Annotated in this window: 19 protein-coding genes and 1 riboswitch; of the genes, 9 read left to right on the top strand and 10 right to left on the bottom strand. The window is 69.3% G+C overall.

Annotation, left to right across the window (positions count from 1 at the left end; genetic code table 11):
• Nucleotides 1-153 precede the first annotated feature (153 nt).
• Both OG627_RS10285 and OG627_RS10280 read left to right on the top strand, forming a co-directional pair.
• Complete coding sequence (locus tag OG627_RS10285; protein ID WP_329063641.1) at nucleotides 154-654, top strand: ATP-binding protein; 501 nt, start codon at nucleotides 154-156, stop codon at nucleotides 652-654.
• A 112-nt stretch (nucleotides 655-766) separates the two neighbouring features.
• Nucleotides 767-1,987 (top strand): phospholipase D-like domain-containing protein, encoded by a 1,221-nt coding sequence (locus tag OG627_RS10280; RefSeq protein ID WP_329063639.1) that lies wholly within the window; start codon nucleotides 767-769, stop codon nucleotides 1,985-1,987.
• Between the two features lie 111 nt (nucleotides 1,988-2,098).
• On the opposite strand, the gene OG627_RS10275 is transcribed toward OG627_RS10280, so the two are convergent.
• From OG627_RS10275 to OG627_RS10255, 5 genes are all read right to left on the bottom strand, one after another.
• Nucleotides 2,099-3,121 (bottom strand): ribonucleotide-diphosphate reductase subunit beta, encoded by a 1,023-nt coding sequence (locus tag OG627_RS10275; RefSeq protein ID WP_443073444.1) that lies wholly within the window; start codon nucleotides 3,119-3,121, stop codon nucleotides 2,099-2,101.
• Nucleotides 3,121-5,529, bottom strand: a complete 2,409-nt coding sequence (locus OG627_RS10270; RefSeq protein WP_329063634.1) for a ribonucleoside-diphosphate reductase subunit alpha — start codon at nucleotides 5,527-5,529, stop codon at nucleotides 3,121-3,123. The genes OG627_RS10275 and OG627_RS10270 overlap by 1 nt, the downstream gene beginning before the upstream one ends.
• Before the next feature lie 157 nt (nucleotides 5,530-5,686).
• Nucleotides 5,687-5,813: riboswitch (cobalamin riboswitch) on the bottom strand.
• 123 nt (nucleotides 5,814-5,936) lie between these two features.
• Nucleotides 5,937-6,155 carry a YbdD/YjiX family protein gene (locus OG627_RS10265; protein WP_329063632.1) on the bottom strand — a complete coding sequence of 73 codons (219 nt, stop codon included), beginning with the start codon at nucleotides 6,153-6,155 and terminating at the stop codon, nucleotides 5,937-5,939.
• Nucleotides 6,152-8,410, bottom strand: a complete 2,259-nt coding sequence (locus tag OG627_RS10260) for a carbon starvation CstA family protein (RefSeq protein ID WP_329063630.1) — start codon at nucleotides 8,408-8,410, stop codon at nucleotides 6,152-6,154. The genes OG627_RS10265 and OG627_RS10260 overlap by 4 nt, the downstream gene beginning before the upstream one ends.
• 175 nt (nucleotides 8,411-8,585) lie before the next feature.
• Nucleotides 8,586-9,350, bottom strand: a complete 765-nt coding sequence (locus tag OG627_RS10255; RefSeq protein ID WP_329072546.1) for a GntR family transcriptional regulator — start codon at nucleotides 9,348-9,350, stop codon at nucleotides 8,586-8,588.
• Between the two features lie 328 nt (nucleotides 9,351-9,678).
• On the opposite strand from OG627_RS10255, the gene OG627_RS10250 reads away from it, so the two are divergent.
• From OG627_RS10250 to OG627_RS10235, 4 genes are all read left to right on the top strand, one after another.
• Nucleotides 9,679-10,977: a sugar ABC transporter substrate-binding protein gene (locus OG627_RS10250; protein WP_329063627.1), complete on the top strand. Its 1,299-nt coding sequence runs from the start codon at nucleotides 9,679-9,681 to the stop codon at nucleotides 10,975-10,977.
• A gap of 120 nt (nucleotides 10,978-11,097) precedes the next feature.
• Complete coding sequence (locus OG627_RS10245) at nucleotides 11,098-12,108, top strand: carbohydrate ABC transporter permease (RefSeq protein WP_329063625.1); 1,011 nt, start codon at nucleotides 11,098-11,100, stop codon at nucleotides 12,106-12,108.
• Nucleotides 12,105-12,962: a carbohydrate ABC transporter permease gene (locus tag OG627_RS10240; RefSeq protein ID WP_329063623.1), complete on the top strand. Its 858-nt coding sequence runs from the start codon at nucleotides 12,105-12,107 to the stop codon at nucleotides 12,960-12,962. The genes OG627_RS10245 and OG627_RS10240 overlap by 4 nt, the downstream gene beginning before the upstream one ends.
• A gap of 8 nt (nucleotides 12,963-12,970) precedes the next feature.
• Nucleotides 12,971-14,491 carry a glycoside hydrolase family 3 protein gene (locus tag OG627_RS10235; RefSeq protein WP_329063621.1) on the top strand — a complete coding sequence of 507 codons (1,521 nt, stop codon included), beginning with the start codon at nucleotides 12,971-12,973 and terminating at the stop codon, nucleotides 14,489-14,491.
• A 99-nt stretch (nucleotides 14,492-14,590) separates the two neighbouring features.
• On the opposite strand, the gene nagB is transcribed toward OG627_RS10235, so the two are convergent.
• Nucleotides 14,591-15,373: a glucosamine-6-phosphate deaminase gene (nagB, locus tag OG627_RS10230; RefSeq protein WP_329063619.1), complete on the bottom strand. Its 783-nt coding sequence runs from the start codon at nucleotides 15,371-15,373 to the stop codon at nucleotides 14,591-14,593.
• 166 nt (nucleotides 15,374-15,539) lie between these two features.
• Here nagB and OG627_RS10225 point away from each other — a divergent pair, with 166 nt between their 5' ends.
• A complete protein-coding gene (locus tag OG627_RS10225; protein ID WP_329072544.1) occupies nucleotides 15,540-16,634 on the top strand; it encodes an SIS domain-containing protein in 1,095 nt (364 codons plus the stop codon).
• Nucleotides 16,635-17,008: 374 nt separating this feature from the next.
• Nucleotides 17,009-18,502, top strand: coding sequence for a PAS domain-containing sensor histidine kinase (locus OG627_RS10220; RefSeq protein WP_329072542.1), 1,494 nt, complete (start codon nucleotides 17,009-17,011; stop codon nucleotides 18,500-18,502).
• Nucleotides 18,503-18,706: 204 nt separating this feature from the next.
• On the opposite strand, the gene OG627_RS10215 is transcribed toward OG627_RS10220, so the two are convergent.
• Both OG627_RS10215 and OG627_RS10210 read right to left on the bottom strand, forming a co-directional pair.
• A complete protein-coding gene (locus OG627_RS10215; RefSeq protein WP_004937597.1) occupies nucleotides 18,707-18,964 on the bottom strand; it encodes a WhiB family transcriptional regulator in 258 nt (85 codons plus the stop codon).
• 318 nt (nucleotides 18,965-19,282) lie between these two features.
• On the bottom strand, nucleotides 19,283-20,251 hold the full coding sequence (locus OG627_RS10210; RefSeq protein WP_329063617.1) for a diacylglycerol/lipid kinase family protein: 969 nt from the start codon (nucleotides 20,249-20,251) through the stop codon (nucleotides 19,283-19,285).
• 96 nt (nucleotides 20,252-20,347) lie between these two features.
• Here OG627_RS10210 and OG627_RS10205 point away from each other — a divergent pair, with 96 nt between their 5' ends.
• The gene (locus tag OG627_RS10205; protein WP_443073443.1) at nucleotides 20,348-20,821 is read left to right on the top strand and encodes a hypothetical protein; all 474 of its coding nucleotides are present in this window, start codon (nucleotides 20,348-20,350) and stop codon (nucleotides 20,819-20,821) included.
• Between the two features lie 64 nt (nucleotides 20,822-20,885).
• Here the strand turns inward: OG627_RS10205 and OG627_RS10200 are convergent, their stop codons facing one another.
• Together OG627_RS10200 and OG627_RS10195 are read right to left on the bottom strand one after the other, a co-directional pair.
• The gene (locus OG627_RS10200) at nucleotides 20,886-21,851 is read right to left on the bottom strand and encodes an RNA polymerase sigma factor SigF (RefSeq protein WP_329063615.1); all 966 of its coding nucleotides are present in this window, start codon (nucleotides 21,849-21,851) and stop codon (nucleotides 20,886-20,888) included.
• 17 nt (nucleotides 21,852-21,868) lie between these two features.
• Complete coding sequence (locus tag OG627_RS10195; protein WP_114622250.1) at nucleotides 21,869-22,282, bottom strand: anti-sigma regulatory factor; 414 nt, start codon at nucleotides 22,280-22,282, stop codon at nucleotides 21,869-21,871.
• Nucleotides 22,283-22,498: the final 216 nt, after the last annotated feature.

The following is a 22,498-nucleotide window of genomic DNA, read 5'->3' as shown; positions in this document are numbered from 1 at the left end:
GCAGGCATTGCCTTGCCTTTTGTGCTGCAACGCCCGACCTGCCGGGACCGTCACGGAATGCGACCCGTACAAAAACCGTCCCGACCCGTACACGGCCGTCAGGTACGGCCGTCCTCCCTGGTGAGGGTAGTCGCGTGACGGGAGCGTCACCCTATGAAGTCGCAGACTCCCCCCGCCGCCGTCTCCACCGGACCCGCCCTCCCCGCCGAGCTTGCCTCCCCGCCGCCCCTCTCGCCCCTCCTTCCGCCCTCCCGGATCAGGCTCAGTTCCAGCCATCGTGGCGCCCGCCTCGCCCGGTTGCTCGGCGCGCAGCAGCTCGACGAGTGGGGGATTCCCCGGACGACCGCCGCCTCCGCCGTGATCACCGCCGTCGTCGCCGAGTTCGCCGCCAACGCCGTCACCCATGGGCGTACGCCCGGACGGGACTTCGAGGTGCGCCTCGCCCTCGCCGCCGAGCTGGTACGGGTCGAGGTCATCGACACCCGGCCCGACCGGCTGCCCAGGGCGCCCGGGATCTCTCCCCGGCCGTCGGTGTACTCGACCGGTGGGCGCGGGCTGTTGCTGGTCGCCGCCTTTGCCGACCGGTGGGGGTGGGTGGTGCGCGACCCGTACACCAAGTCCGTGTGGGCGGAGGTGGGTCATCGGGCCCGTTGAGTGCCTCTCTCATTCTCGCTCGCAGAGTGATTGGTCGTCACTTAGAGTGGACAGCGGCTCAATTGAACGAGGTGAGGGTGGATTAAGGATGAAGACGAAGTGGAGAGCGAAGGTGGGAGCCGTTCGCCTCGCCCCCGTTCTGGCCGCGTTGCTCGGTGCGTCGCTCCTGGCCGCGCCCACCGTCGCGCAGGCGGCCGACACGGTTCCGCTGACCAGTACCTTCAACCACCCGGCGGGGACCGGCGCAGAGCAGAACGCGATCAGGAACCAGTTGGTCTCCCTGATCCAGCGGTCGCCGTCGGGGTCGCGTATTGACGGTTCCATCTATCTGTTCACGGACACCACGGTGAGCGCGGCGCTGGTCGCGGCCAAGGAGCGCGGTGTCAAGGTGAAGATGATCATCGACGGCGACAGTGTCGACACGGGCGGCTCCCAGTACGACACGCTCAAGGCGGGGCTCGGCACCACTCTCTCCGCCGACTCCTGGGTTCTGGCCTGCCCGGTCCCGCGTGGCTGTCTGGGCAACCGGAAACTCAACGCTGACCACACCGGCGCCATCAACCACAACAAGTTCTTCCTCTTCTCTCAGGTCGGCGACACGGACGGGGTCGTGTTCCAGACCTCCGCGAATCTGACCACCACCCAGCGCACCAAGTACTTCAACAACGCGGTGACCATCCCGGACGCCGGATCCGGTCTCTACACCACCTACCGCGCCTACTGGGAGGACCTCAAGAAGCACGGTTCGTCGGGGAGCGGCCTCGACCACTACTACAAGACCCAGCAGAGCGGTAAGTACAAGACCTACTTCTTCCCGCGCAAGGAGGACTCGGGCACCTATGACAAGGACCCCTCCACGGACACCATCGTCTCGCTGCTGAAGAACGTCAGCTGCGCGGGCGGTGTCACCCGTATCCGGGTCGGAATGTATGCCTTCACCCGGGTCCAGGTCGCCGACAAGCTGGTGAGCCTGAAGCAGGCCGGGTGCCGCGTCGACCTCCTCCACAACGATGAGTCAGGCAACCTCGGCACCGCCGTGGGGAACGCGGTCAAGGGCAACCTCACCACCGTCTCGCGGTGCAAGGGAACGACGCAGAACGCCGACGGCACCACCCGCGCCATCGGTGTCCACTCCAAGTACCTTCTGATCGAGGGCACTTACCTGGACGCCACCGGACGCAAGCTCGTCTTCACCGGGAGCCACAACTACACGTTCCCGAATCTCCGCTCCTACGACGAGACCCTGCTGAAGATCGACAACGCGGCGGTGTACGACAGCTTCAAGGCGAACTTCGAGTCGATGCGCACCGGTTCCTACTGCACCCAGTACTGACCTCGGGCCGCTGACCTCGTACCTCTGACCCCGTACACACGATCACTCCGTGTACGGGGTCAGCCCAACTCAAGCCCGGCAGAGACCGGAAGCAGAGACCGGAAGCGGAGACTAGAAGTCGTCGTCGAAGCCGACCGTGCCCTCCACCGCGACCTGGTACGCCGACGGACGCCGCTCGAAGAAGTTCGTCAGCTCCTGCACGCCCTGCAACTCCATGAACGAGAACGGGTTCGAGGAGCCGTACACCGGCGGGAAGCCCAGCCGCTGGAGGCGCTGGTCCGCCACGCACTCCAGGTACTCGCGCATCGACTCGGTGTTCATGCCCGGCAGGCCCTCGCCGCACAGGTCGCGGCCGAACTGGAGCTCAGCCTCGACCGCCTCCTTCAGCATGTCCGTGACCTGCTGCTGGAGCTGGTCGTCGAAGAGTTCCGGCTCCTCCTTGCGTACGGTGTCCACGACCTCGAAGGCGAAGTTCATGTGCATCGTCTCGTCGCGGAAGACCCAGTTGGTCCCCGTGGCCAGGCCGTGCAGCAGGCCGCGCGAGCGGAACCAGTACACGTACGCGAAGGCGCCGTAGAAGAACAGCCCCTCGATGCACGCCGCGAAGCAGATCAGGTTGAGCAGGAAGCGGCGGCGGTCCGCCTTCGACTCCAGGCGGTCGATCTTCTCGACCGAGTCCATCCACTTGAAGCAGAACTGCGCCTTCTCGCGGATCGACGGGATCTCCTCCACCGCGTCGAACGCCGCCGCGCGGTCCTCCGGGTCGGGGAGGTACGTGTCCAGCAGCGTCAGATAGAACTGGACGTGGACGGCCTCCTCGAAGAGCTGGCGCGAGAGGTAGAGCCGTGCCTCGGGGGAGTTGATGTGCTTGTAGAGCGTCAGCACCAGGTTGTTCGACACGATCGAGTCGCCCGTCGCGAAGAACGCGACCAGCCGGCCGATCATGTGCTGCTCGCCGGGGGTGAGCTTGGCGAGGTCGGCGACGTCCGAGTGGAGGTCGACCTCCTCCACCGTCCAGGTGTTCTTGATCGCGTCGCGGTAGCGCTCGTAGAAGTCCGGGTAGCGCATGGGCCGCAGGGTCAGTTCGAAGCCCGGGTCCAGCAGGTTCTTCTGTGCGGAAGTGTTGTTCGTCATTACTGGCATGCCTCGCAGGACTCGGGGTTCTCCAGGGAGCAGGCGATCGCGTCCTCAACAGAGGCCGCCTGCGCGGGTACGGGGGTGGGCTCCGGCCGCGACGCCTGCTGCGAGCCCGCCGCCCGCGCGATCCGCGTCGCCGGGCGCGAGCGCAGGTAGTACGTCGTCTTGAGCCCCTTCTTCCAGGCGTACGCGTACATCGAGCTGAGCTTCCCGATGGTCGGCGTCTCCAGGAACAGGTTCAGCGACTGGCTCTGGTCCAGGAACGGCGTACGGGCGGCGGCCATGTCGATCAGTCCGCGCTGCGGGATCTCCCACGCCGTACGGAACAGTTCCCGCACCTCCGCCGGTACCCAGCCGAAGCCGGCCACCGAGCCGCTGGACTCGCGCAGCGCCTCGCGGGTCTGCGCGTCCCAGACGCCGAGCCGCTTCAGTTCGTCCACCAGGTACGAGTTGACCTGGAGGAACTCGCCCGACAGCGTCTCGCGCTTGAAGAGGTTGGAGACCTGCGGCTCGATGCACTCGTACACGCCGGCGATCGAGGCGATGGTCGCCGTCGGCGCGATCGCCAGGAGCAGCGAGTTGCGCATGCCCGTCGTGGCGATCCGGGCGCGCAGCGCGTCCCAGCGCTCCGGCCAGTTCAGCTCCACGTCGTAGTGGTCGGGGTGCAGCACCCCGCGCGCGGCGCGCGTCTTGGACCAGGCGGGCAGCGGGCCGTTGCGCTCCGCGAGGTCGCAGGACGCCTCGTACGCGGCGAGCATGACGCGCTCGGCGATCCGCGTCGAGAGCGCGGCGGCCTCGGGGGAGTCGAAGGGCAGCCGCTTCTTGAAGAAGACGTCCTGGAGACCCATCGCGCCCAGGCCCACCGGGCGCCACTTCGCGTTGGAGCGGCCGGCCTGCTCGGTCGGGTAGAAGTTGATGTCCACGACGCGGTCGAGGAAGGTGACGGCCGTGCGGACGGTCTCGTCCAGCCGCTCCCAGTCGATCTCGCCCGACTCCAGCACGAACGCGCCGAGGTTGACCGACCCCAGGTTGCAGACCGCCGTCTCGCCGTCGTCCGTGACCTCCAGGATCTCCGTGCAGAGGTTGGAGGAGTGCACGGTGTGGCCGGGCTCGGCGGTCTGGTTGGCGGTACGGTTCGACGCGTCCTTGAAGGTCATCCAGCCGTTGCCGGTCTGGGCGAGGGTGCGCATCATCCGGCCGTACAGCTCGCGCGCGGGGATGGTTCTACGGGCCAGTCCGTCCGCCTCCGCCTTGCGGTACGCGGCGTCGAACTCGTCGCCCCACAGGTCCACCAGCTCCGGCACGTCGGCCGGGGAGAACAGCGACCAGCTCCCGTCCGACTCGACCCGGCGCATGAACTCGTCCGGGATCCAGTGCGCGAGGTTCAGGTTGTGCGTACGCCGCGCCTCCTCGCCCGTGTTGTCGCGCAGTTCGAGGAACTCCTCCAGGTCCGCGTGCCAGGTCTCCAGGTAGACACAGGCCGCGCCCTTGCGCCGGCCGCCCTGGTTGACGGCCGCGACCGACGAGTCGAGCGTGCGCAGGAACGGGACGATGCCGTTGGAGTGGCCGTTCGTCCCCCGGATCAGCGAACCGCGCGAGCGGATACGGGAGTACGAGAGCCCGATGCCCCCCGCGTGCTTCGAGAGCCGCGCCACCTGGTGGTAGCGGTCGTAGATGGAGTCCAGCTCGTCCAGCGGGGAGTCCAGCAGATAGCAGGAGGACATCTGCGGGTGCCGGGTGCCGGAGTTGAAGAGGGTGGGGGAGGAGGGGAGGTACTCCAGCCGGCTCATCAGCGTGTAGAGCCGCTCGACCTCGGTCACGGCCCGGTCGCTCTCGTCCTCCGCGAGCCCGGCGGCGACGCGCGCCATGAAGTGCTGCGGGGTCTCGATGACCTGGCGGGTGATCGGGTGCCGCAGGAGGTAACGGCTGTAGAGCGTCCGCAGCCCGAAGTAGCCGAAGCGGTCGTCGGCGGCGGTGTCGATCATCGCGTCGAGCCGGGCAGCGTGGAGCGCGACGAAGGCGGCGGTACGGTCCGCGATCAGACCCTCGCGGTGCCCGGTCGTGACGGAGGCGGAGAACGACACGGCGCCCTGGGTCGCCGCCTCGTCCGCGATCGTGCGCGTCAGCAGTCTGGCCGCGAGCCGGGAGTACGCCGGGTCCTCGGAGATCAGTCCGGCCGCCGCCTCGGTGGCCAGCTCCCGCAACTCGGCCTCGTCCGAGCGGGCGTTGCGGCCCCGCAGCGCGGCGGCGGCGACCCTGCCCGGGTCGGTGTCGGGCAGATCGGCGGTCAGGTCCGTCAGGGTCCGCAGCAGCGCGGTGCCGGGTCCGTCGGCCTTCGGCTCGGCGGATTCCGTAACGGCTGGGACCGGATCGACTGAGACCGGATCGGCTGGCGCGATGGTCACGGTGGGGCTCTCCCTCGCTCGGCTCTGGGCCAACGGAGGGAAACGGGGGACCGGCCGTACGCAGGGGGACGCGGCCCGTGTCCGGGCAGCACCTACCGCGTACGGCGTCCACCGGCCCAACCGCGAGGCCCGGACGTCTGGGCGTCCGGATCGGGTCGAGCCGGACGCACCGTCGGCAGGTACCCGGACTTACGCGGGCGTGACAAAACACGCCAACGCATACCGTTGCGGGACAGTTCCGGATTCGCACCGGATTCCCCTGCGTCGACAGCGAGGTCGAGCATACATCTGGGGGGCGCGCGGTGCGGCACCCCCCAGATGTTGTGTCGTGGGTCGCTTCGGTTACGGTCGCTGGTACCGCTCCCGGTACCCCTCCCGGCACCGCTGTGCCTTCGTGGTGCGGCCGTTCAGCAGCAGCGGAAGCCCTCGCGCGGGTCGGCCTCGCGGGCGTCCGTGCGGCTGCGTTCGAAGGCCCGGCGGCTCATGATCCGGGCCTCCGGGGCGTGGGCGGTGGTGTGGGCGACGTACCGGTCGTACCCCGACTCGCCGGTCAGCTCGCGCACGTACCAGCGGATCCGCCCGGCGATGTGCCGCGCTCTGGCGGTCACGGTCACGGCCGCCGTCATGAGGCGCCGCTTCCCGGTCCCGCTCCCGCGCCCGCCGCCACCTTCGCCTCCGCCTCGGCGGCGGCCAGCTCCGCCTTCTCCTCCTGGGTGGGGATCATCCCCGCCGGGGCGACGATGCCGGACCTGACGTACGGCGCCTCCGACAGTTTCACGCTCTCCGGTGCGCGGATCGCCTTGAGGCAGACCCGTCCGGCGTCCGCGATGACCACGAGGATCAGGAGCGCGAAGAGGGCCGAGAGGACCCCGTCCACCGTGGAGTTGGTCACGACGGTGTGCATGTCGTCCATCGTCTTGGCCGGCGGCAGCACCTCGCCCCGGTCGATGGCCGACTGGTACACGTCGCGCTGGGTGAAGAAGCCCACCTTCGGGTCGCCGGAGAAGATCTTCTGCCAGCTCGCCGTGAGGGTCACGGCGGCGTCCCAGGCGAGCGGTACGGCGGTCACCCAGGCCCATTTCAGCCGTCCTGACTTGACCAGCAGCGTCGTGCAGACGGCGAGGGCCACCGCAGCCAGCAGCTGGTTGGCGATGCCGAAGAGCGGGAACAGCTGGTTGATGCCGCCCAGCGGGTCGTGGACGCCGACCCACAGGAAGTAGCCCCAGCCGCCGACCACCACCGCGCTGGCGAACCAGACGCCCGGCTTCCAGCTGACCTGGCGCATCGGCTTGTACACGTTGCCGAGCATGTCCTGGAGCATGAAGCGCCCGACACGGGTGCCCGCGTCCACCGTGGTGAGGATGAACAGCGCCTCGAACATGATCGCGAAGTGGTACCAGAACGCCTTCAGCGCGGTGCCGCCGAGGACGGACGAGAAGATCTCCGACATGCCGAGGGCGAAGGTCGGCGCGCCGCCGGTCCGCGACAGCAGGCTGGTCTCCTCGACGTCCTTGGCCGCCTGGGCGAGTTGGTCGGGCGAGATGGTGAAGCCGAGGTTGGCGACCGCCTGCGACGCCGATTCGACCGTACCGCCGATGACCCCGGCCGGGGAGTTGACCGCGAAGTACAGACCCGGGTCGATGACACAGGCCGTGATCATCGCCATGATCGCGACGAACGACTCGGTCAGCATCGCGCCGTAGCCGATCATCCGGATCTGGGTCTCCTTCTGGACCATCTTCGGAGTGGTGCCCGAGGAGATCAGGGAGTGGAACCCGGAGAGCGCGCCGCACGCGATGGTGATGAAGACGAACGGGAACATCGATCCGGCGAAGACCGGCCCGTCACCCCGGCTCGCGAACTCGGTCACCGCGTCCATCTTCAGCGTCGGAAGCGCGATGACCACGCCGAGCGCGAGCAGCACGATCGTGCCGACCTTCATGAACGTCGACAGGTAGTCGCGCGGCGCCAGCAGCATCCACACCGGGAGTACGGAGGCGAGGAAGCCGTACGCGATCATCCAGATGACCAGCGTGCTCGCTTCCAGCGTGAAGGTGCCGGCGAGCGAGGACTCCGCGACCCAGCCGCCCGACACGATGGCGAGCAGCAGCAGCGCCACGCCGATGACCGAGACCTCGGTGACCCGGCCGGGCCGCAGCACGCGCAGGTACACGCCCATGAACAGGGCGATCGGGATGGTCATGGCGATGGAGAAGACGCCCCACGGCGAGTGGGCCAGGGCGTTGACGATGACCAGTGCCAGCACGGCCAGCAGAATGATCATGATCATGAAGACCGCGACCAGCGCGGCGGCCCCGCCGAAGGGGCCGATCTCGTCCCGGGCGATCTGGCCGAGCGACCGGCCGTCGCGGCGGGTGGAGAAGAACAGCGTCACCATGTCCTGGACGGCGCCGGCGAAGATCACGCCCGCCACGATCCAGATGGTGCCGGGCAGATACCCCATCTGTGCGGCGAGGACGGGACCGACCAGCGGCCCGGCCCCCGCGATGGCCGCGAAGTGGTGGCCGAACAGCACACGCCGGTCGGTGGGGTGGAAGTCGACACCGTTGTCGAGCCGCTCGGCCGGGGTGGCCCGGGTCTTGTCGACCTTGAGCACCCGGTTGGCGATGAAGCGGGAGTAGAAGCGGTAGGCGATGGCATACGAACCCAGGGCCGCGGCCAGCATCCAGGCGGCCGACACCTCCTCGCCGCGGGAGAGGGCGAGCACCCCCCAGCCCGCCGCGCCCACCAGGGCGACGAGCGCCCAGACGGTGATTGATCCGGGCGTGAGCTTCGGGGCCGCGCCCGGTGCGGATCCGGGTGCGGAACCGGATCCGGGTGCGGCGTCGGGTGCGGCGTCGGTCGGTGCGGGCTCTGGCATGGGCGAGTGGTCCCCTCACTGGTCACCTGCTGAACACGCAGGAAAACTAAGCCAGGGGATCGCCCGCCGTCACCCCCCGTCCGGACATCGGTACGGAAAGTGTGGATTCGGCAAGGAGTTGGTGACGGTCTCGCCGGTCGGCGTGAGTTGGTCAGCGCGCCGACCAGCGCGGCACTCAGCGCGCCGGGCGCTTCAGCCGCGCCACGAACTTGTAGCGGTCGCCGCGGTAGACGGACCGCACCCACTCCACCGGCTCGCCCGCCGCGTCCAGCGAGTGGCGCGAGAGCATCAGCATGGGCAGGCCGACGTCCGTACCGAGCAGTCCCGCCTCGCGCGGGGTGGCCAGCGAGGTCTCGATGGTCTCCTCGGCCTCGGCCAGATGGACGTCGTACACCTCGGCCAACGCCGTGTAGAGGGACGTGTACTTGACGAGCGAGCGGCGCAGCGCGGGGAACCTCTTCGCGGACAGGTGCGTTGTCTCGATAGCCATCGGCTCGCCGCTGGCCAGCCGCAGCCGCTCGATGCGCAGCACGCGTCCGCCGGCGGTGATGTCGAGCAGTCCGGCCAGCGTGTCGTCGGCGGTGACGTAGCCGATCTCCAGCAGCTGCGACGTCGGTTCCAGGCCCTGCGCCCGCATGTCCTCGGTGTACGAGGTGAGCTGGAGGGCCTGCGACACCTTGGGCTTCGCCACGAAGGTGCCCTTGCCCTGGATGCGCTCCAGCCGCCCTTCGACCACCAGCTCCTGGAGGGCCTGGCGCACCGTCGTGCGCGAGGTGTCGAACTCGGCGGCGAGGGTGCGCTCGGGAGGTACGGGCGTGCCGGGCGGCAAGGTGTCGGTGATGTCGAGCAAGTGCCGCTTCAGCCGGTAGTACTTGGGTACGCGCGCGGTACGGGTGGGAGTGCCGCCCTCGGTCTCGCTACCGCCCCCGTCCGTGGCCATGGCCTGCCTTCCCGACTCCTGCGCTGCTGCCGTCACCGGCTCCTCCGTCTGTCGCGGCTCACATGGTGGCACGGTCCGGCCACAGGGTGTCGCCCTCCCTCATGTGTCGGTCCGGTAACGGACGCGACAGCCCTTCTTATACACCCTTGACACCCCTAAAGGTCTAGGCCAAGCTCCCGGTACTGGTCTAAACCATTAAAGATCAGGTCCCGGCCCCAGCGGTACTTGTCAGTCGTACGTGTCAGCAGTACGTGTCAGTACTTGTCTTGAGTCTTCGCGGTCTTCGCGGCGGGCAGGGGGGTTGCAGGCATCCCTTGAGGAGGATGGCGTGAAGCGCAAGCTCATCGCGGCGGTCGGCGTCGCGGGCATGATGTTCAGCGTAGCGGCGTGCGGATCGGACGACAGCTCGGCGTCCAAGGATCCCAAGGACCGTAAGGAGACGCTGACCGTCTGGCTGATGTCCGACGCGCAGAGCACCTGGCCGGAACTGGTCAAGGACGTCAACGCGCAGTTCAAGGAGAAGTACCCGAACGTCAAGGTCAACGTCAACTACCAGCAGTGGGCGGACAAGGCCAAGAAGCTCGACGCGGCGCTCTCCGGCGACAAGTTCCCCGACGTCGTCGAGCTGGGCAACACCGAGACCATGACGTACATCCTCAACGGCGCTCTCGGTGAGATCGACCCGAAGAAGTACGAGAACTCGGACACCTGGATCAAGGGCCTGAAGGACACCTGCTCCTTCGAGGGCAAGCAGTACTGCGTGCCCTACTACGCCGGCGCGCGCGTGGCGATCTACAACAAGGACATGTTCAAGGCCGGTACGGGCTCCGACGAACTGCCCGCCACCGAGGCCGACCTGACCAAGGCGCTCGACAAGATCCAGGCGAAGAACGGCAAGGACAAGGCGTTCTCGCCGCTCTACCTCCCGGGCCGCTACTGGTACGCCGCCATGTCGTACGTGGCCGCGTACGGCGGGCAGATAGCCGAGTACGACGAGGGCGCCAAGGAGTGGAAGTCCACCCTCTCCACCCCGGAGGCCCAGAAGGGCATCCAGCACTTCGTCGACCTGGTGAAGAAGTACAACCACGGTGACAAGACCAAGGACGAGGCGGACCACGCCAACGTCATGGCCAACGAGAAGACCGCGCTCCTCTACGGCAACGGCTGGGAGTCGGGCAGCGTCATCGACCCGGCCCAGAACGGCAATCCGAAGCTGAAGGACAAGATCGGCATCGCCGGTATGCCCGGCCCCGACGGCAAGGCCCTGCCGTCCTTCATCGGCGGCTCCGACCTCGCCACCATCTCCAAGTCGAAGGTCCAGGACCTCGGCGAGGAGTGGATCGCCGCCTTCACCAGCGGCAAGTCGCAGGAGGTGCTCGCCTCCAAGGACATCCTGCCGAACAACACCAAGCAGCTGGAGCCGCTGAAGGCCAACCCGGACACGGCGCCGATCGCCAACGCCGTTCCCGACGCGTGGTTCACCCCGATCGCCCCGGGCTGGACCGCCATCGAGAAGAAGGAAACCCTTGAGGTGATGCTGCTCGACATCATCAAGGGCAAGTCGGTGGCCGACGCCACGAAGGCGGCCGACGCGGAGATCAACAAGATGATCAACGAAGACTCCTGAGCCAACGGCTCCGCGTTGATCGTCCGCGGGAGGGGGCGGGGTCCGAGGCCCGTACAGGGCCGTCCGGGCTCCGCCGCCTCCCGTCCTCCGGTACCAGGTCCGAACGGAAGGCCAGCACACGTGAGTGCCGCCGAGATGAAAGCAGCCGACCCGCCGGTAGCCGTCGCGCCGGTTCCCGAAGGGGCCGGCGGCCCCCGGTCTCCCCGGCCGGACCGGTCGCCGCCGACGCGCCCGCGGCGCAAGGCCGGGGCGCTGCTGCCCTACCTGCTGATAGCCCCCGCGTTCGTCGCGATCGCCGCCGTCTTCGTCTGGCCGCTCGTGAAGACCGTCATCATGTCCTTCCAGGACGTCGGCAGACGGGAGCTGTGGAGCGGGCAGGCCGCCCCCTGGGTGGGCTTCGACCAGTTCACCAACATCCTCGGCGACGGCGAGTTCTGGGCCGTGGTCCTGCGGACCGTCGTCTTCATGGTCGTCTGTGTGGTCGCCACCATGGCCGCCGGTCTCGGCATCTCCATGCTGATGCAGCGCATGGACACCTGGGTACGGCTGCTGCTCACCGCCGCGCTCGTCGCCGCCTGGTCGATGCCGCTGCTGGTCGCGACCTCCATCTTCCGCTGGTTCGCCGACTCCGACTACGGCGTCCTGAACATGGTGCTGACCAAGTACCTCGGAATGGACGCCCAGGGCCACAACTGGTTCCTCGACCCCAAGCAGGGCTTCGTCATCATCGGAGCCGTCGTCGTCTGGGGCGCCATCCCCTTCGTCGCCGTCACCCTCTACGCGGCCCTCACCCAGGTCCCCAAGGAACTGGAGGAGGCCGCGGCCCTCGACGGCGCGGGCGTCACCGGGATCTTCCGGTACGTGACCTGGCCGGTCATCAAGCCGGTCTTCCAGATGGTGGGCACCCTGTCCGTACTCTGGGACTTCAATGTCTTCGGCCAGGTCTTCCTGATCCGCGGCAACAAGCCGGAGCCCGAGTACTCGCTCCTCGGCATCTACTCGTTCGAGAAGGCATTCGAGTCCAACTCGTTCAGCCAGGGCGCGGCCATCTCCCTCATCACCGTCCTGCTGCTCTCCGGCGTCGCCGTGTACTACCTGCGCCAGCTGCTCAAGATCGGAGAGGTCGAATGAGCGCCTCCACCCCGCAGACCCTCCGCCCGGACCGCAAGAAGAACCGGCTCGTCTACAACGTCCTGGGCCTGGGCGTGTTCGTCGTCATGGCCTTCCCGGTCTACTGGCTGCTCATCAGCTCGCTGCGGCCCAACGTCGAGATCCGCAGCTACGACCAGACCCTGTGGCCCTCCTCGTTCACGCTCGACAACTTCCAGCGGGCCATGAACCAGCCGAACTTCGGCACGGCCATCCAGTCCAGCCTGATCATCTGCGGCGTCGCCGTACTCGGCGGGATGCTGCTGGCCACCATCGCCGCCTTCGCCATCGGCCGGTTCCGCTTCCGGGGCCGCAAGTTCTTCATGATCGTGCTGCTGGTCGTGCAGCTGCTGCCGCCGACCGCGATGCTCATCCCCATCTACATCCAGCTCAACGACCTGGGCGGGCTGAACGAGTACTGGGGCGTCATCGTCATCTATCTGGTGTCGACGCTGCCCTTCGCGACCTGGATGATCCGCGGCTTCGTCATCAACATCCCGCAGGAGCTGGAGGAGTCCGCGATGGTGGACGGCTGCGGCAGGATGGGCGCCTTCTGGCGGGTCACCTTCCCGCTGCTCGCCCCGGGGCTGGCCGCAGCGGCGATCTTCTCGCTGATCACGGCGTGGAACGAGTACCTGCTCGCCTATGTACTCCTCCAGGACAACGACAAATACACGCTGAACGTGTGGCTGATGAACTTCACCACCTCGCGCGGCGTCGACTACGGAGCCCTGATGGCCGCCTCCACCCTGATCGCCATACCGGTGGTGGCCTTCTTCCTCCTGGTACAGAAGTACATGGCGACCGGTCTCACCTCCGGCGCAGTGAAGGGTTAGGACAGCCGATGACGACGCTCGTATCCGGTACGGACACGCTCACCCGGGACGCACTCGCCGTCCTCCAGCCCGGGTTCCTCGGCACCGCCGCGCCCGACTGGCTGCTGCGGCGGCTCGGCGAGGGACTCTGCTCCGTCGGGCTCTTCGGCCGCAACGTCGACTCGCCCGAGCAGCTCGCCGCGCTCACCGAACGGCTGCGCGGGGAGCGCGACGACGTCCTCGTCGCGATCGACGAGGAGGGCGGCGATGTCACCCGTCTGGAGGTACGCCACGGCTCCTCCTTCCCCGGCAACTACGCCCTGGGCATCGTCGACGACCCGGAACTCACCCGGAGCGTCGCCCGGGAGCTGGGCCGCCGGCTCGCCGCGTGCGGGGTCAACCTCAACTGGGCGCCGTCCGCCGATGTGAACTCCAACCGGGACAACCCGGTCATCGGGGTACGGTCGTTCGGCGTCCGGCCCGAGCTGGTGGCCCGGCACACCGCCGCGTATGTCGAGGGGCTCCAGAGCGCCGGGGTCGCCGCCTGCACGAAGCATTTCCCCGGGCACGGCGACACCGCCGTGGACTCGCATCTCGCGATTCCCCGGATCGACGCCGATCTGGACACCGTGCACGCCCGTGAGCTGCTGCCCTTCCGTGCGGCGATCGCGGCGGGTTCCCGATCGGTGATGAGCGCGCACATCCTGCTCCCGGCACTCGACCCCGACCGGCCCGCGACCCTCAGCCGGCGGATCCTCGGCGGTCTGCTGCGCGAGGAGCTGGGCTTCCAGGGGCCGATCATCACCGACGGCATCGAGATGGCCGCCATCGCCTCGGCGTACGGAGTCGAGCGCGGCTCCGTCCTCGCGATCGCGGCGGGCGCCGACGCCATCTGTGTCGGCGGCGGCCTGGCGGACGAGGACACCGTGCTGCGGCTGCGCGACGCGCTGGTGGCGGCGGTACGGGCGGGCGAACTGTCCGAGGAGCGACTGGCCGACGCCGCCGCGCGGGTGCGCGGCCTCGCCGACTGGGCGCTCCGGGCCAGGGGGGCTTCGGGGCCGGGCGCGGACGCACAGGAGGGGACCGCGCCCGGCACCCCGATCGGCCTGGTCGCGGCCCGCCGCGCCGTACGGGTGACCGGGACGGTCCGGCCGCTCGCGCGGGCGCCGTACGTCGCCGCCTTCAGCCCCGTCGCGAACATCGCCGTGGGCGACGAGACCCCGTGGGGCCTCGCGGCGGAGCTGGAGCGGCTGCTGCCCGGCACCCGGTCCGGCACCTACGGCGCCCCGGCGGACGCGGCGGCCGGACCGGCCGCCGCGGTGCTCGCCGAGGCGGGGGACCGTACGGTCGTCGCCGTCGTGCGCGACGCCCACCGGCACTCCTGGATGTCCGACGCGCTGGACGCCCTGCTGGCGGCGCGCCCCGACACGGTCGTCGTGGAGATGGGCGTCAACGAGGCGGAGCCCAAGGGAGCGCCGCACATCGCCACGTACGGCGCCGCGCGTGTGTGCGGCCGGGCGGCGGCGGAGGTCATCGCCGGCCGGAGCTGACGGGAGCCGGTCGAGCTGACGGACCGTACGACACTGCCGGGCCACCCCGTGAGGGGCGGCCCGGCAGTGTCGTACGCGGGGGAGCGCAGGCTCCGAGCCTCAGATGCCCTGCCAGTCCGGCTTCGCGGCGAACGTCGCGCGGAAGTAGTCGGCGAGCTTCAGCCGCGAGGCCGCCGCCTCGTCCACGACCACCGTCGCGTGCGCGTGCAGCTGGAGCGCGGAGGCGGGCACCAGGGCGGCGACCGGCCCCTCGACGGCCTGCGCCACGGCCTCCGCCTTGCCCTCGCCGGTGGCCAGCAGCACCAGATGCCGGGCTTCCAGGATGGTCCCGATGCCCTGGGTGATCACATGGTGTGGGACCTCCTCGGGGCTGTCGAAGAAGCGCGCGTTGTCCTCGCGGGTCTGCCGGGTCAGCGTCTTGATCCGGGTCCGGGAGGCGAGCGAGGAGCAGGGCTCGTTGAAGCCTATGTGGCCGTCCGTGCCGATCCCGAGCAGCTGGAGGTCCACCCCGCCGGCCTCGGCCAGCGCGCGGTCGTACGCCTCGCACGCCGCCTGGACGTCCGGGGCGCTGCCGTCGGGGCCGAGGAAGGACGTCTCGTCCAGGCCCAGCGGCTCGACCACCTCGCGCAGCACCACCGAGCGGTACGACTCGGGGTGGCCCGGGGGCAGCCCCACGTACTCGTCCAGCTGCGCGATCCTGGCCCGCGACACGTCCACGGAACCGGCCCGCGCCCGTGCGGTCAGGGCCTGGTAGACGGGCAGGGGTGTCGATCCCGTCGCCACTCCGAGCAGCGCGTCGGGCTTGCGGCGCAGCAGTGCGGCGATGCTGTCCGCGATGAGCGCGCCGCCCGCCGCGGCGTCCTTGACGATGACAACTTCCACGCGGGGACCTGCCGATCTGGGTCTGAGGATGACTCACGCGTATCACTCTTGTGGTATAGACCAATTCTAGCAGAGGGGCGAGCGCCCCCGACAGGCTCTCGGCCCGGTGGCGGGGGATCGGCGGACCGTGGTCGACTGGGGTGTGAGCGACTGGGAGGCGTCGGAGATGGCTGCCGGGTATGCGCAGGACGGGCCCGTGGAGCGGCCGGGCCGCCTCATGTCAGCCGAGGTGATGGAGCAGCCCGAAGTCTTCCGGCGCGTCCTCCAGGACGGCGCGCCCCGGATCCGCGAGGTCGCGGCGGTGATCGCGGCCAGGAACCCGCGCTTCGCGCTGCTCTCCGCCCGGGGCACCTCCGACCACGCGGCGCTCTACGCCAAGTACCTGCTGGAGATCCGGCGCGGCCTGCCCTGCGGCATGGCCTCCATGTCCACGACGACGGCGTACGGCGCCCGCCCCGACCTCACCGGGGTGCTGTTCGTCGCGGTCAGCCAGTGGGGCGGCTCGCCCGATCTGGTGGCCTCCACCTGGGCCGCCCGGGAGGCCGGCGCGATCACTCTCGCGGTGACCAACAACCCGGACTCCTCGCTGGCCGCCGTCTCGGAGTTCCACATCGACGTGCTGGCGGGCCCCGAGCGGGCGCTGCCGGCCACCAAGTCGTACACCGCCTCGCTGCTCTCCCTCTATCTCTTCGTCGCCGCGCTCGGCGGCGGCGAGCGCGGCGACGACCACGACGACCGCCCGGCGCTCGAACTGCTGCCGGACCTCGCGGAGCGGATCGTGGAGCGCCGCGACGAGGTGCGTACGCTCGCCACCCGCTACCGGTTCGCCGAGCGCGCCGTCGTCACCTCGCGCGGCTACGGCTATCCGACCGCCCAGGAGGCCGCGCTGAAGCTGATGGAGACCTGCTATCTGCCCGCTCTCTCCTTCTCCGGCGCGGATCTGCTGCACGGCCCGCTCGCGATGATCGGCGACACCTCGGCGGTGGTCGCGATCGTCCCCGACGGCAAGGGCGGCGAAGTGCTGCGCCCGGTGCTCGACCGGCTGCGCGCCCGGGGCGCGGATCTTCTCGTGGTGGGTTCGGAGGCGGAGGCGGCCAAGGGCTCGGCGGGCTTCGTCCTGCCCACGGCGGGCGTCCCCGAACGGCTCCAGCCGATCCTGGAGATCCTGCCGCTGCACCTGCTGACGTACGAACTCGCCCTGGCCCGGGGCCACGATCCCGATGTCCCGCGCGCGATGGCCAAGACGCCGGAGTCCCGCTGAACGGCCGCCCCGGCTCCGGTACGCGCGGCACTCATCCGCGGGCGGCGGCACTCACCCGTGGGCCGCGGCGCCGCGACGGGACCCTCGGCCCGTCGGGCACCGCAGCCCCGAATGTTCCGGCCGGCGGGTGTGCGGTCCCGCGCGGCCGTGGAAGAGGTCCCGTCGCAGTCAGGGCAGAGAGCGCCCGGAACCCCGGTCCACCCTCCTGTGCGGGGAGGGTGGAGGCTTTGCCATCATTGTGGACTAGACCATTCTTCGCTGTCCATGCGTACAGCGGGCCTGTTCGACCAAGCCTATTTCCCCCGGCCCGCGCGGGCCAGACCTCGATCCGTACGGATCCGCCGGCCACGGGTACGCTCGCGGGTGTGCCCTCCATGAACGACCTCGTACGCCAGCACACAGCCCTCGGTGAATCCGACCTGGAGTGGCTGCATCTGCTGGTGTCGGAGTGGCAACTGCTCTCCGACCTCTCCTTCGCCGACCTCGTGCTCTGGGTCCCCACCCGCGACGGCACCCGCTATGTGTCCGTCGCCCAGATGCGCCCCAACACCGGCCCCACCTCCTACCAGGACGACATGGTCGGCCACCTCGTGCCGCGCGGCCGGCGGCCGCTGCTCGACGCGGCGCTCGACGAGGGCCGGATCGTGCGCGAGGGCGACCCCGAGTGGCGCGAGGAGGTGCCCGTACGGGTCGAGTCCATCCCCGTACGGCGCGACGGCCGGGTCCTCGGCGTCATCGCGCGCAACACCAACCTCCTCACCGTGCGCACCCCCAGCCGGCTGGAGCTGACCTACCTCCAGTCCGCCTCCGACCTGGCCCAGATGATCGCGGCCGGCTCCTTCCCCTTCCCCGGCCAGCAGGTCGACATGGACGCCTCCCCACGCGCGGGCGACGGGCTGATCCGGCTGGACGCCGACGGCATCGTCCAGTACGCGAGCCCCAACGCCCTGTCCGCGTATCACCGGCTGGGACTCGCGTCCGACCTGGTGGGACACCACCTCGGCAGGACCACCGACGAACTCGCGCCCGCCCGGGGCCCGGTGGACGAGGCCCTGGTCAAACTCGCCAGCGGCTACGCGCCCCGCGAGGCCGAGGTCGAGGGCGGTGACGGCGTCATCCAGCTGCGCACCATCCCGCTCAAGCCCAAGGGGATCCGGATCGGTTCACTGGTGCTGCTCCGGGACGTGACGGAACTCCGGCGCCGCGAGCGCGAGTTGATAACGAAGGACGCCACCATCCGGGAGATCCACCACCGGGTGAAGAACAACCTCCAGACCGTCGCGGCGCTGCTGCGCCTCCAGGCCAGGCGGATGGATTCGGAGCGCGGCAGGGAGGCGCTCAACGAGGCCGTACGGCGCGTCGGTTCGATCGCCATCGTTCATGAGACGTTGTCTCAGAATTTGGATGAACGCGTGGAATTCGACGAGATCGCCGACCGGGTGCTCGCGATGGTCTCGGAGATCGCGCCGGGACAGGTCGTCTGCCGCCGTACGGGCCGGTTCGGCATTCTCGACGCGGAAGTGGCCACTCCGCTCTCGATGGTGCTCACCGAGATCCTGCAGAACGCGCTGGAGCATGCTTTCGCCCCGGGCGAGCGGGGCACGGTCGATGTGTCGGCGGTGCGCGGCGGCGACGCGCAGGGCGGCCGGGTCGACCGGGCCCGCGCGGACTCCCGGCTGATGATCACCGTCCAGGACGACGGGCGCGGGCTGCCCGAGGGCTTCGACCCGCAGCGCGGCGGAAACCTGGGGCTCCAGATCGTGCGGACCCTGGTCGAGGGCGAACTGGGCGGCACGTTCGACATGGTGCCGGCGCCGGGGCGCGGCACACGGGTCATGCTCGACATCCCGGTGAAGCCGCACAAATAGTCGTATCCGTAACCCTGTTCGCGGACAGGGTGCGCTTCATCCGTACGAGTACAGCAGCGAGCCCCGGACCGTGGTGACGGTCCGGGGCTCGGTTCGAAGCTCACACTGCGATGCGCATCGGGGGGTACTGCGCGCTGCGTTTCGGGGGCGGGACTATGCGTACACGCTGTACGCTCCGCCGTCCAGGGCTCGTGGCAGGGGGCTTCAGGCGGTTGCGTTACGCGCCCGGTTGCGAGCGGCACGGCGCTTCATAGCGCGGCGCTCGTCCTCACTGAGGCCACCCCAAACACCCGAGTCCTGACCGGACTCGAGCGCCCACTGCAGGCACTGCTCCATGACGGGGCAGCGACGGCAGACGGCCTTGGCTTCCTCGATCTGCAGCAGCGCAGGACCGGTGTTGCCGATGGGGAAGAACAGCTCGGGGTCTTCCTCGCGGCAAACGGCGTTGTGACGCCAGTCCATGGCTGCTACCTCTCTTGTGTATGACGTACATGTTGCTTGTGAATGTGAACGCTTTCACGAATCCCTCGACAAGGGAAGGGCCGACCGCCAGTGAAACCGGTGCGGTCCTTGTGTTCGAGGAGGGGTTCTTGCTCTCAGAGAGGCCGGTGTTGCGGGCCGTCCCGATCGCCATGTAGAGATTCGCAAACCTCGGCGGCGGATACAACCCCTTCTGGAAAGTTTTTTTGGATTCCTCGGTGTCGACTAGGTCACAGCCGTACTTCCATGGGGTGGATGCCAGCCTAAACGTTCGAGTGAAAGGACTTTGGCCGCTTCCACTCACACAATCACACGCAGTGCACGGCGTACGCCTGTGAACGTCACGCTCGTACGCACTCCAAGATGGTCGCCGTCCATCTGAAAGGGCAGGGGCGCCTTGGAATGCAAGGTGAAGTCGGTCAGGTCATGCAGAGAGACCGCATGCCGCCCCTGGGGGCCCCGGTCGGGGGTGGAAGTCAGCAATTGGGTGGCATATCTGGCCACCGTGGGCGTCGACATTCTGGTCAGCCCGAGCACATCGAGCGCCGAGTCGAAGGACGCCGCCGGGGACGCGTAGACCGGACGATTGCCCAGGTAGGTCCAGGGAGCGGTATTGCAGATTATGGAGACGACAAGATCTTCCACCGGATCCTCACCGGGGCGCTCCAGCGTGATCACACCGTGCCGGCGGTGGGGTTCCTCCAGGAACTGCCGCACCACCTGGCGCATATAGAGGGCGTGCGTCGAACGTTTCCCGCGTTCCCGCTGCTGTTCGACCCGGCCGATCACTCCCGCGTCGAATCCGAATCCCGCGCAGAAGGTGAACCAGCGGGACGGCACCGATTCGTCGTCCGTGCCCGGCGTCCCGGCCGCCAGTCCCAGACCGACCGTACGTTCGCTCCGCAGCGCGAGCGCGTCCAGAATCGCGCCGGTCGCCTCGACCGCGTCATTGGGCAGCCCGAGCGCGCGGGCGAAGACATTGGTCGAACCGCCGGGGACGACCGCGAGCCGCGGCAGCCGGTCCGGATCGGGTCCGTTGTGCAGCAGGCCGTTGACGACCTCGTTGACCGTGCCGTCCCCGCCGAGCGCCACGACCAGCTCGATGTCGTCGGAGTCGGCGGCGCGCCTGCCCAGATCGCGGGCGTGGCCCCGGTACTCCGTGGTCACCGCCTCCAGCTTCATCTCGCTGGCCAGCGCGTGAATGAGTACGTCGCGGGTGCGGGCACTGGTGGTGGTGGCTGCCGGGTTGACCACGAGAAGTGCGCGCATGCCGAGCAGATTACCGGCCTGGCGCCCTGCGGTCGTCCCCGGGACGGCGGGCGCCTGCCGGGGAGGGCGGCCGGACGCGGTGGTTACCCTGCAAGGGTGAGCAGCAGCGATAAGGGGACCAACCCCGCGACCGGCCCCACGACCGAACCCACAGCGCCCCCGGCCGAGAGTGATCCGCGACCCGGACGGCTGACCGCCGCAGCGGCCGTCTGCGGGCTCGAAGGGCTGGCGCTGGTCGCCGGCGGGGTGTACCTGCTGGTGATGGGGCTGCTCGGGCGGCCCGACAGCCCGGAACAGGCCGAGATGGGCGGCGTCACCCTCATCGCGCTCGGCGCGATCCCGCTGGCCGCGGCCCGGGGGCTGCTGCTGCGCCGGGGCTGGAGCCGGGGGCCCGCGATGATCACCCAGATCATGGCGCTGCCGGTGGCCTACACCCTGCTGACCTCGCCAGGCGGGCTGATTCCGGCGGGGATCGCGCTCGCGGCCGTCGCCGTGACGGGGCTGGTCCTGATCCTCAACCCGGCGACCACCGAGGCCCTGGGCATCAGGGGCCCGGCGAGCGGCGCGTAGAGGTGTCGTAGGGGGTCCGGCGCGCGGCGGCCCCGCACGGCCGCCGTACCCGCTCCCGTACCGCCTACTCCTCCACCAGCAGCCGCTCGCGCAACTGCGCCAGCGTGCGCGCCAGCAGCCGGGAGACGTGCATCTGGGAGATGCCGACCTCCTGCGCGATCTGCGACTGGGTCATGTTGCCGAAGAACCGGAGCAGCAGGATCCGCTTCTCGCGTGGCGGCAGATCCTCCAGCAGCGGCTTGAGGGACTCGCGGTACTCGACGCCCTCCAGCGCCTCGTCCTCCGAGCCCAGCGTGTCCGCCACCGCCGGGGACTCGTCGTCCGTGTCCGGGACGTCCAGCGACAGCGTGGAGTACGCGTTGGCCGACTCCAGGCCCTCCAGCACCTCTTCCTCCGAGATGCCCAACCGTTCCGCCAACTCGTGGACCGTGGGGGAGCGGCCGTGCTGCTGCGACAGCTCGGCCGTCGCCGTCGTCAGGGAGAGCCGCAGCTCCTGGAGGCGGCGCGGCACCCGTACCGCCCAGCCCTTGTCCCGGAAGTGCCGCTTGATCTCCCCGACGACCGTCGGTGTCGCGTACGTCGAGAACTCGACGCCGCGCTCCGGGTCGAACCGGTCCACCGACTTGATCAGACCGATGGTCGCGACCTGGGTCAGATCGTCCAGCGGCTCCCCGCGGTTGCGGAAGCGCCGGGCGAGATGCTCGACCAGCGGGAGGTGCATCCGCACCAGCTGATTGCGCAGATCCGCCTTCTCGGGCGAGCCGTCGGGCAGTTTGCCGAGCGCGATGAACATCGCCCGCGCCCCGCTGCGGTCATGTGGATCGTGGTGCTGCTCGCTCATAAAGGCCGCCCGCTCTGCCTGCGCCTGCTCCGCCGCGGCCGTCTGGCCGTCACTTCCGTCCTCCGGGCGCCCGTCCTCCGGGTGGGGACGGGCCTGCTGCTCAGGGATGCCCGCGGGGGAGCGCACCGGCTCCGCCGGAGCTTCGTGCCCTCCCCGCGGTTCCTGCGGGATGCGCCCCTCGTCACGCATCGGACCGTCCCCGTTCGTCACGCCGGCCCGGGTCCCGCGCCGCGCTGTTTGTACAGGCTGATGGTGACCGTACGGTCCTCGGCGACCGTCGAGTCGACCTTGCCGGCCAGTGCGGAGAGCACCGTCCAGGCGAAGGTGTCGCGCTCCGGCGCGCGCCCGTCCGTGGTGGGGGCCGAGACGATCACTTCGAGTGAGTCCTCGACGAGACGGAACACGCAGCTGAGGACGGAACCCGGTACGGCCTGCTGAAGCAGGATCGCGCAGGCCTCGTCCACCGCGATGCGGAGGTCCTCGATCTCGTCGAGGGTGAAGTCCAAACGCGCCGCGAGACCGGCCGTGGCCGTACGCAGCACAGACAGGTAGGCACCCGCAGCGGGCAGCCGGACTTCCACGAAGTCCTGGGTCCCGGGCTCGCCTGCGATCTGGGACACCCTCACCTCCAAGGTGGCACAAGCTCTTCAGGGCTCCGGGACGGGGAGTGTCCAGGAGCCTCGCGGTACGTGTCGTTACGTAGCCGGTCTGGAGTGGCGACGCTATCGCGATCCATGGTGCCGTGTCGCCGGGACCCCCGTCCGGCGGCCGTCACTCATGGTAAGCATATGACCACGGAAAGTCGCTAGGGGTCTGCGGCGGTCAATTATGAAGAA

Source organism: Streptomyces sp. NBC_01429, from assembly GCF_036231945.1.
Classification (GTDB): domain Bacteria; phylum Actinomycetota; class Actinomycetes; order Streptomycetales; family Streptomycetaceae; genus Streptomyces.
Note: the sequence above shows the minus strand (reverse complement) of the source record. Positions and strands in the feature narration are given on the sequence as shown.

Bases quoted from the DNA above. Each gene is read 5' to 3' on its own strand.
- OG627_RS10285 (WP_329063641.1), top strand. From the start codon at position 154: ATGAAGTCGCAGACTCCCCCCGCCGCCGTCTCCACCGGACCCGCCCTC.
- OG627_RS10275 (WP_443073444.1), bottom strand. From the start codon at position 3,121: ATGACGAACAACACTTCCGCACAGAAGAACCTGCTGGACCCGGGCTTC.
- OG627_RS10265 (WP_329063632.1), bottom strand. From the start codon at position 6,155: ATGACGGCGGCCGTGACCGTGACCGCCAGAGCGCGGCACATCGCCGGG.
- OG627_RS10260 (WP_329063630.1), bottom strand. From the start codon at position 8,410: ATGCCAGAGCCCGCACCGACCGACGCCGCACCCGACGCCGCACCCGGA.
- OG627_RS10255 (WP_329072546.1), bottom strand. From the start codon at position 9,350: ATGGCCACGGACGGGGGCGGTAGCGAGACCGAGGGCGGCACTCCCACC.
- OG627_RS10240 (WP_329063623.1), top strand. From the start codon at position 12,105: ATGAGCGCCTCCACCCCGCAGACCCTCCGCCCGGACCGCAAGAAGAAC.
- OG627_RS10235 (WP_329063621.1), top strand. From the start codon at position 12,971: ATGACGACGCTCGTATCCGGTACGGACACGCTCACCCGGGACGCACTC.
- OG627_RS10225 (WP_329072544.1), top strand. From the start codon at position 15,540: ATGGCTGCCGGGTATGCGCAGGACGGGCCCGTGGAGCGGCCGGGCCGC.
- OG627_RS10220 (WP_329072542.1), top strand. From the start codon at position 17,009: ATGAACGACCTCGTACGCCAGCACACAGCCCTCGGTGAATCCGACCTG.
- OG627_RS10215 (WP_004937597.1), bottom strand. From the start codon at position 18,964: ATGGACTGGCGTCACAACGCCGTTTGCCGCGAGGAAGACCCCGAGCTG.
- OG627_RS10210 (WP_329063617.1), bottom strand. From the start codon at position 20,251: ATGCGCGCACTTCTCGTGGTCAACCCGGCAGCCACCACCACCAGTGCC.
- OG627_RS10200 (WP_329063615.1), bottom strand. From the start codon at position 21,851: ATGCGTGACGAGGGGCGCATCCCGCAGGAACCGCGGGGAGGGCACGAA.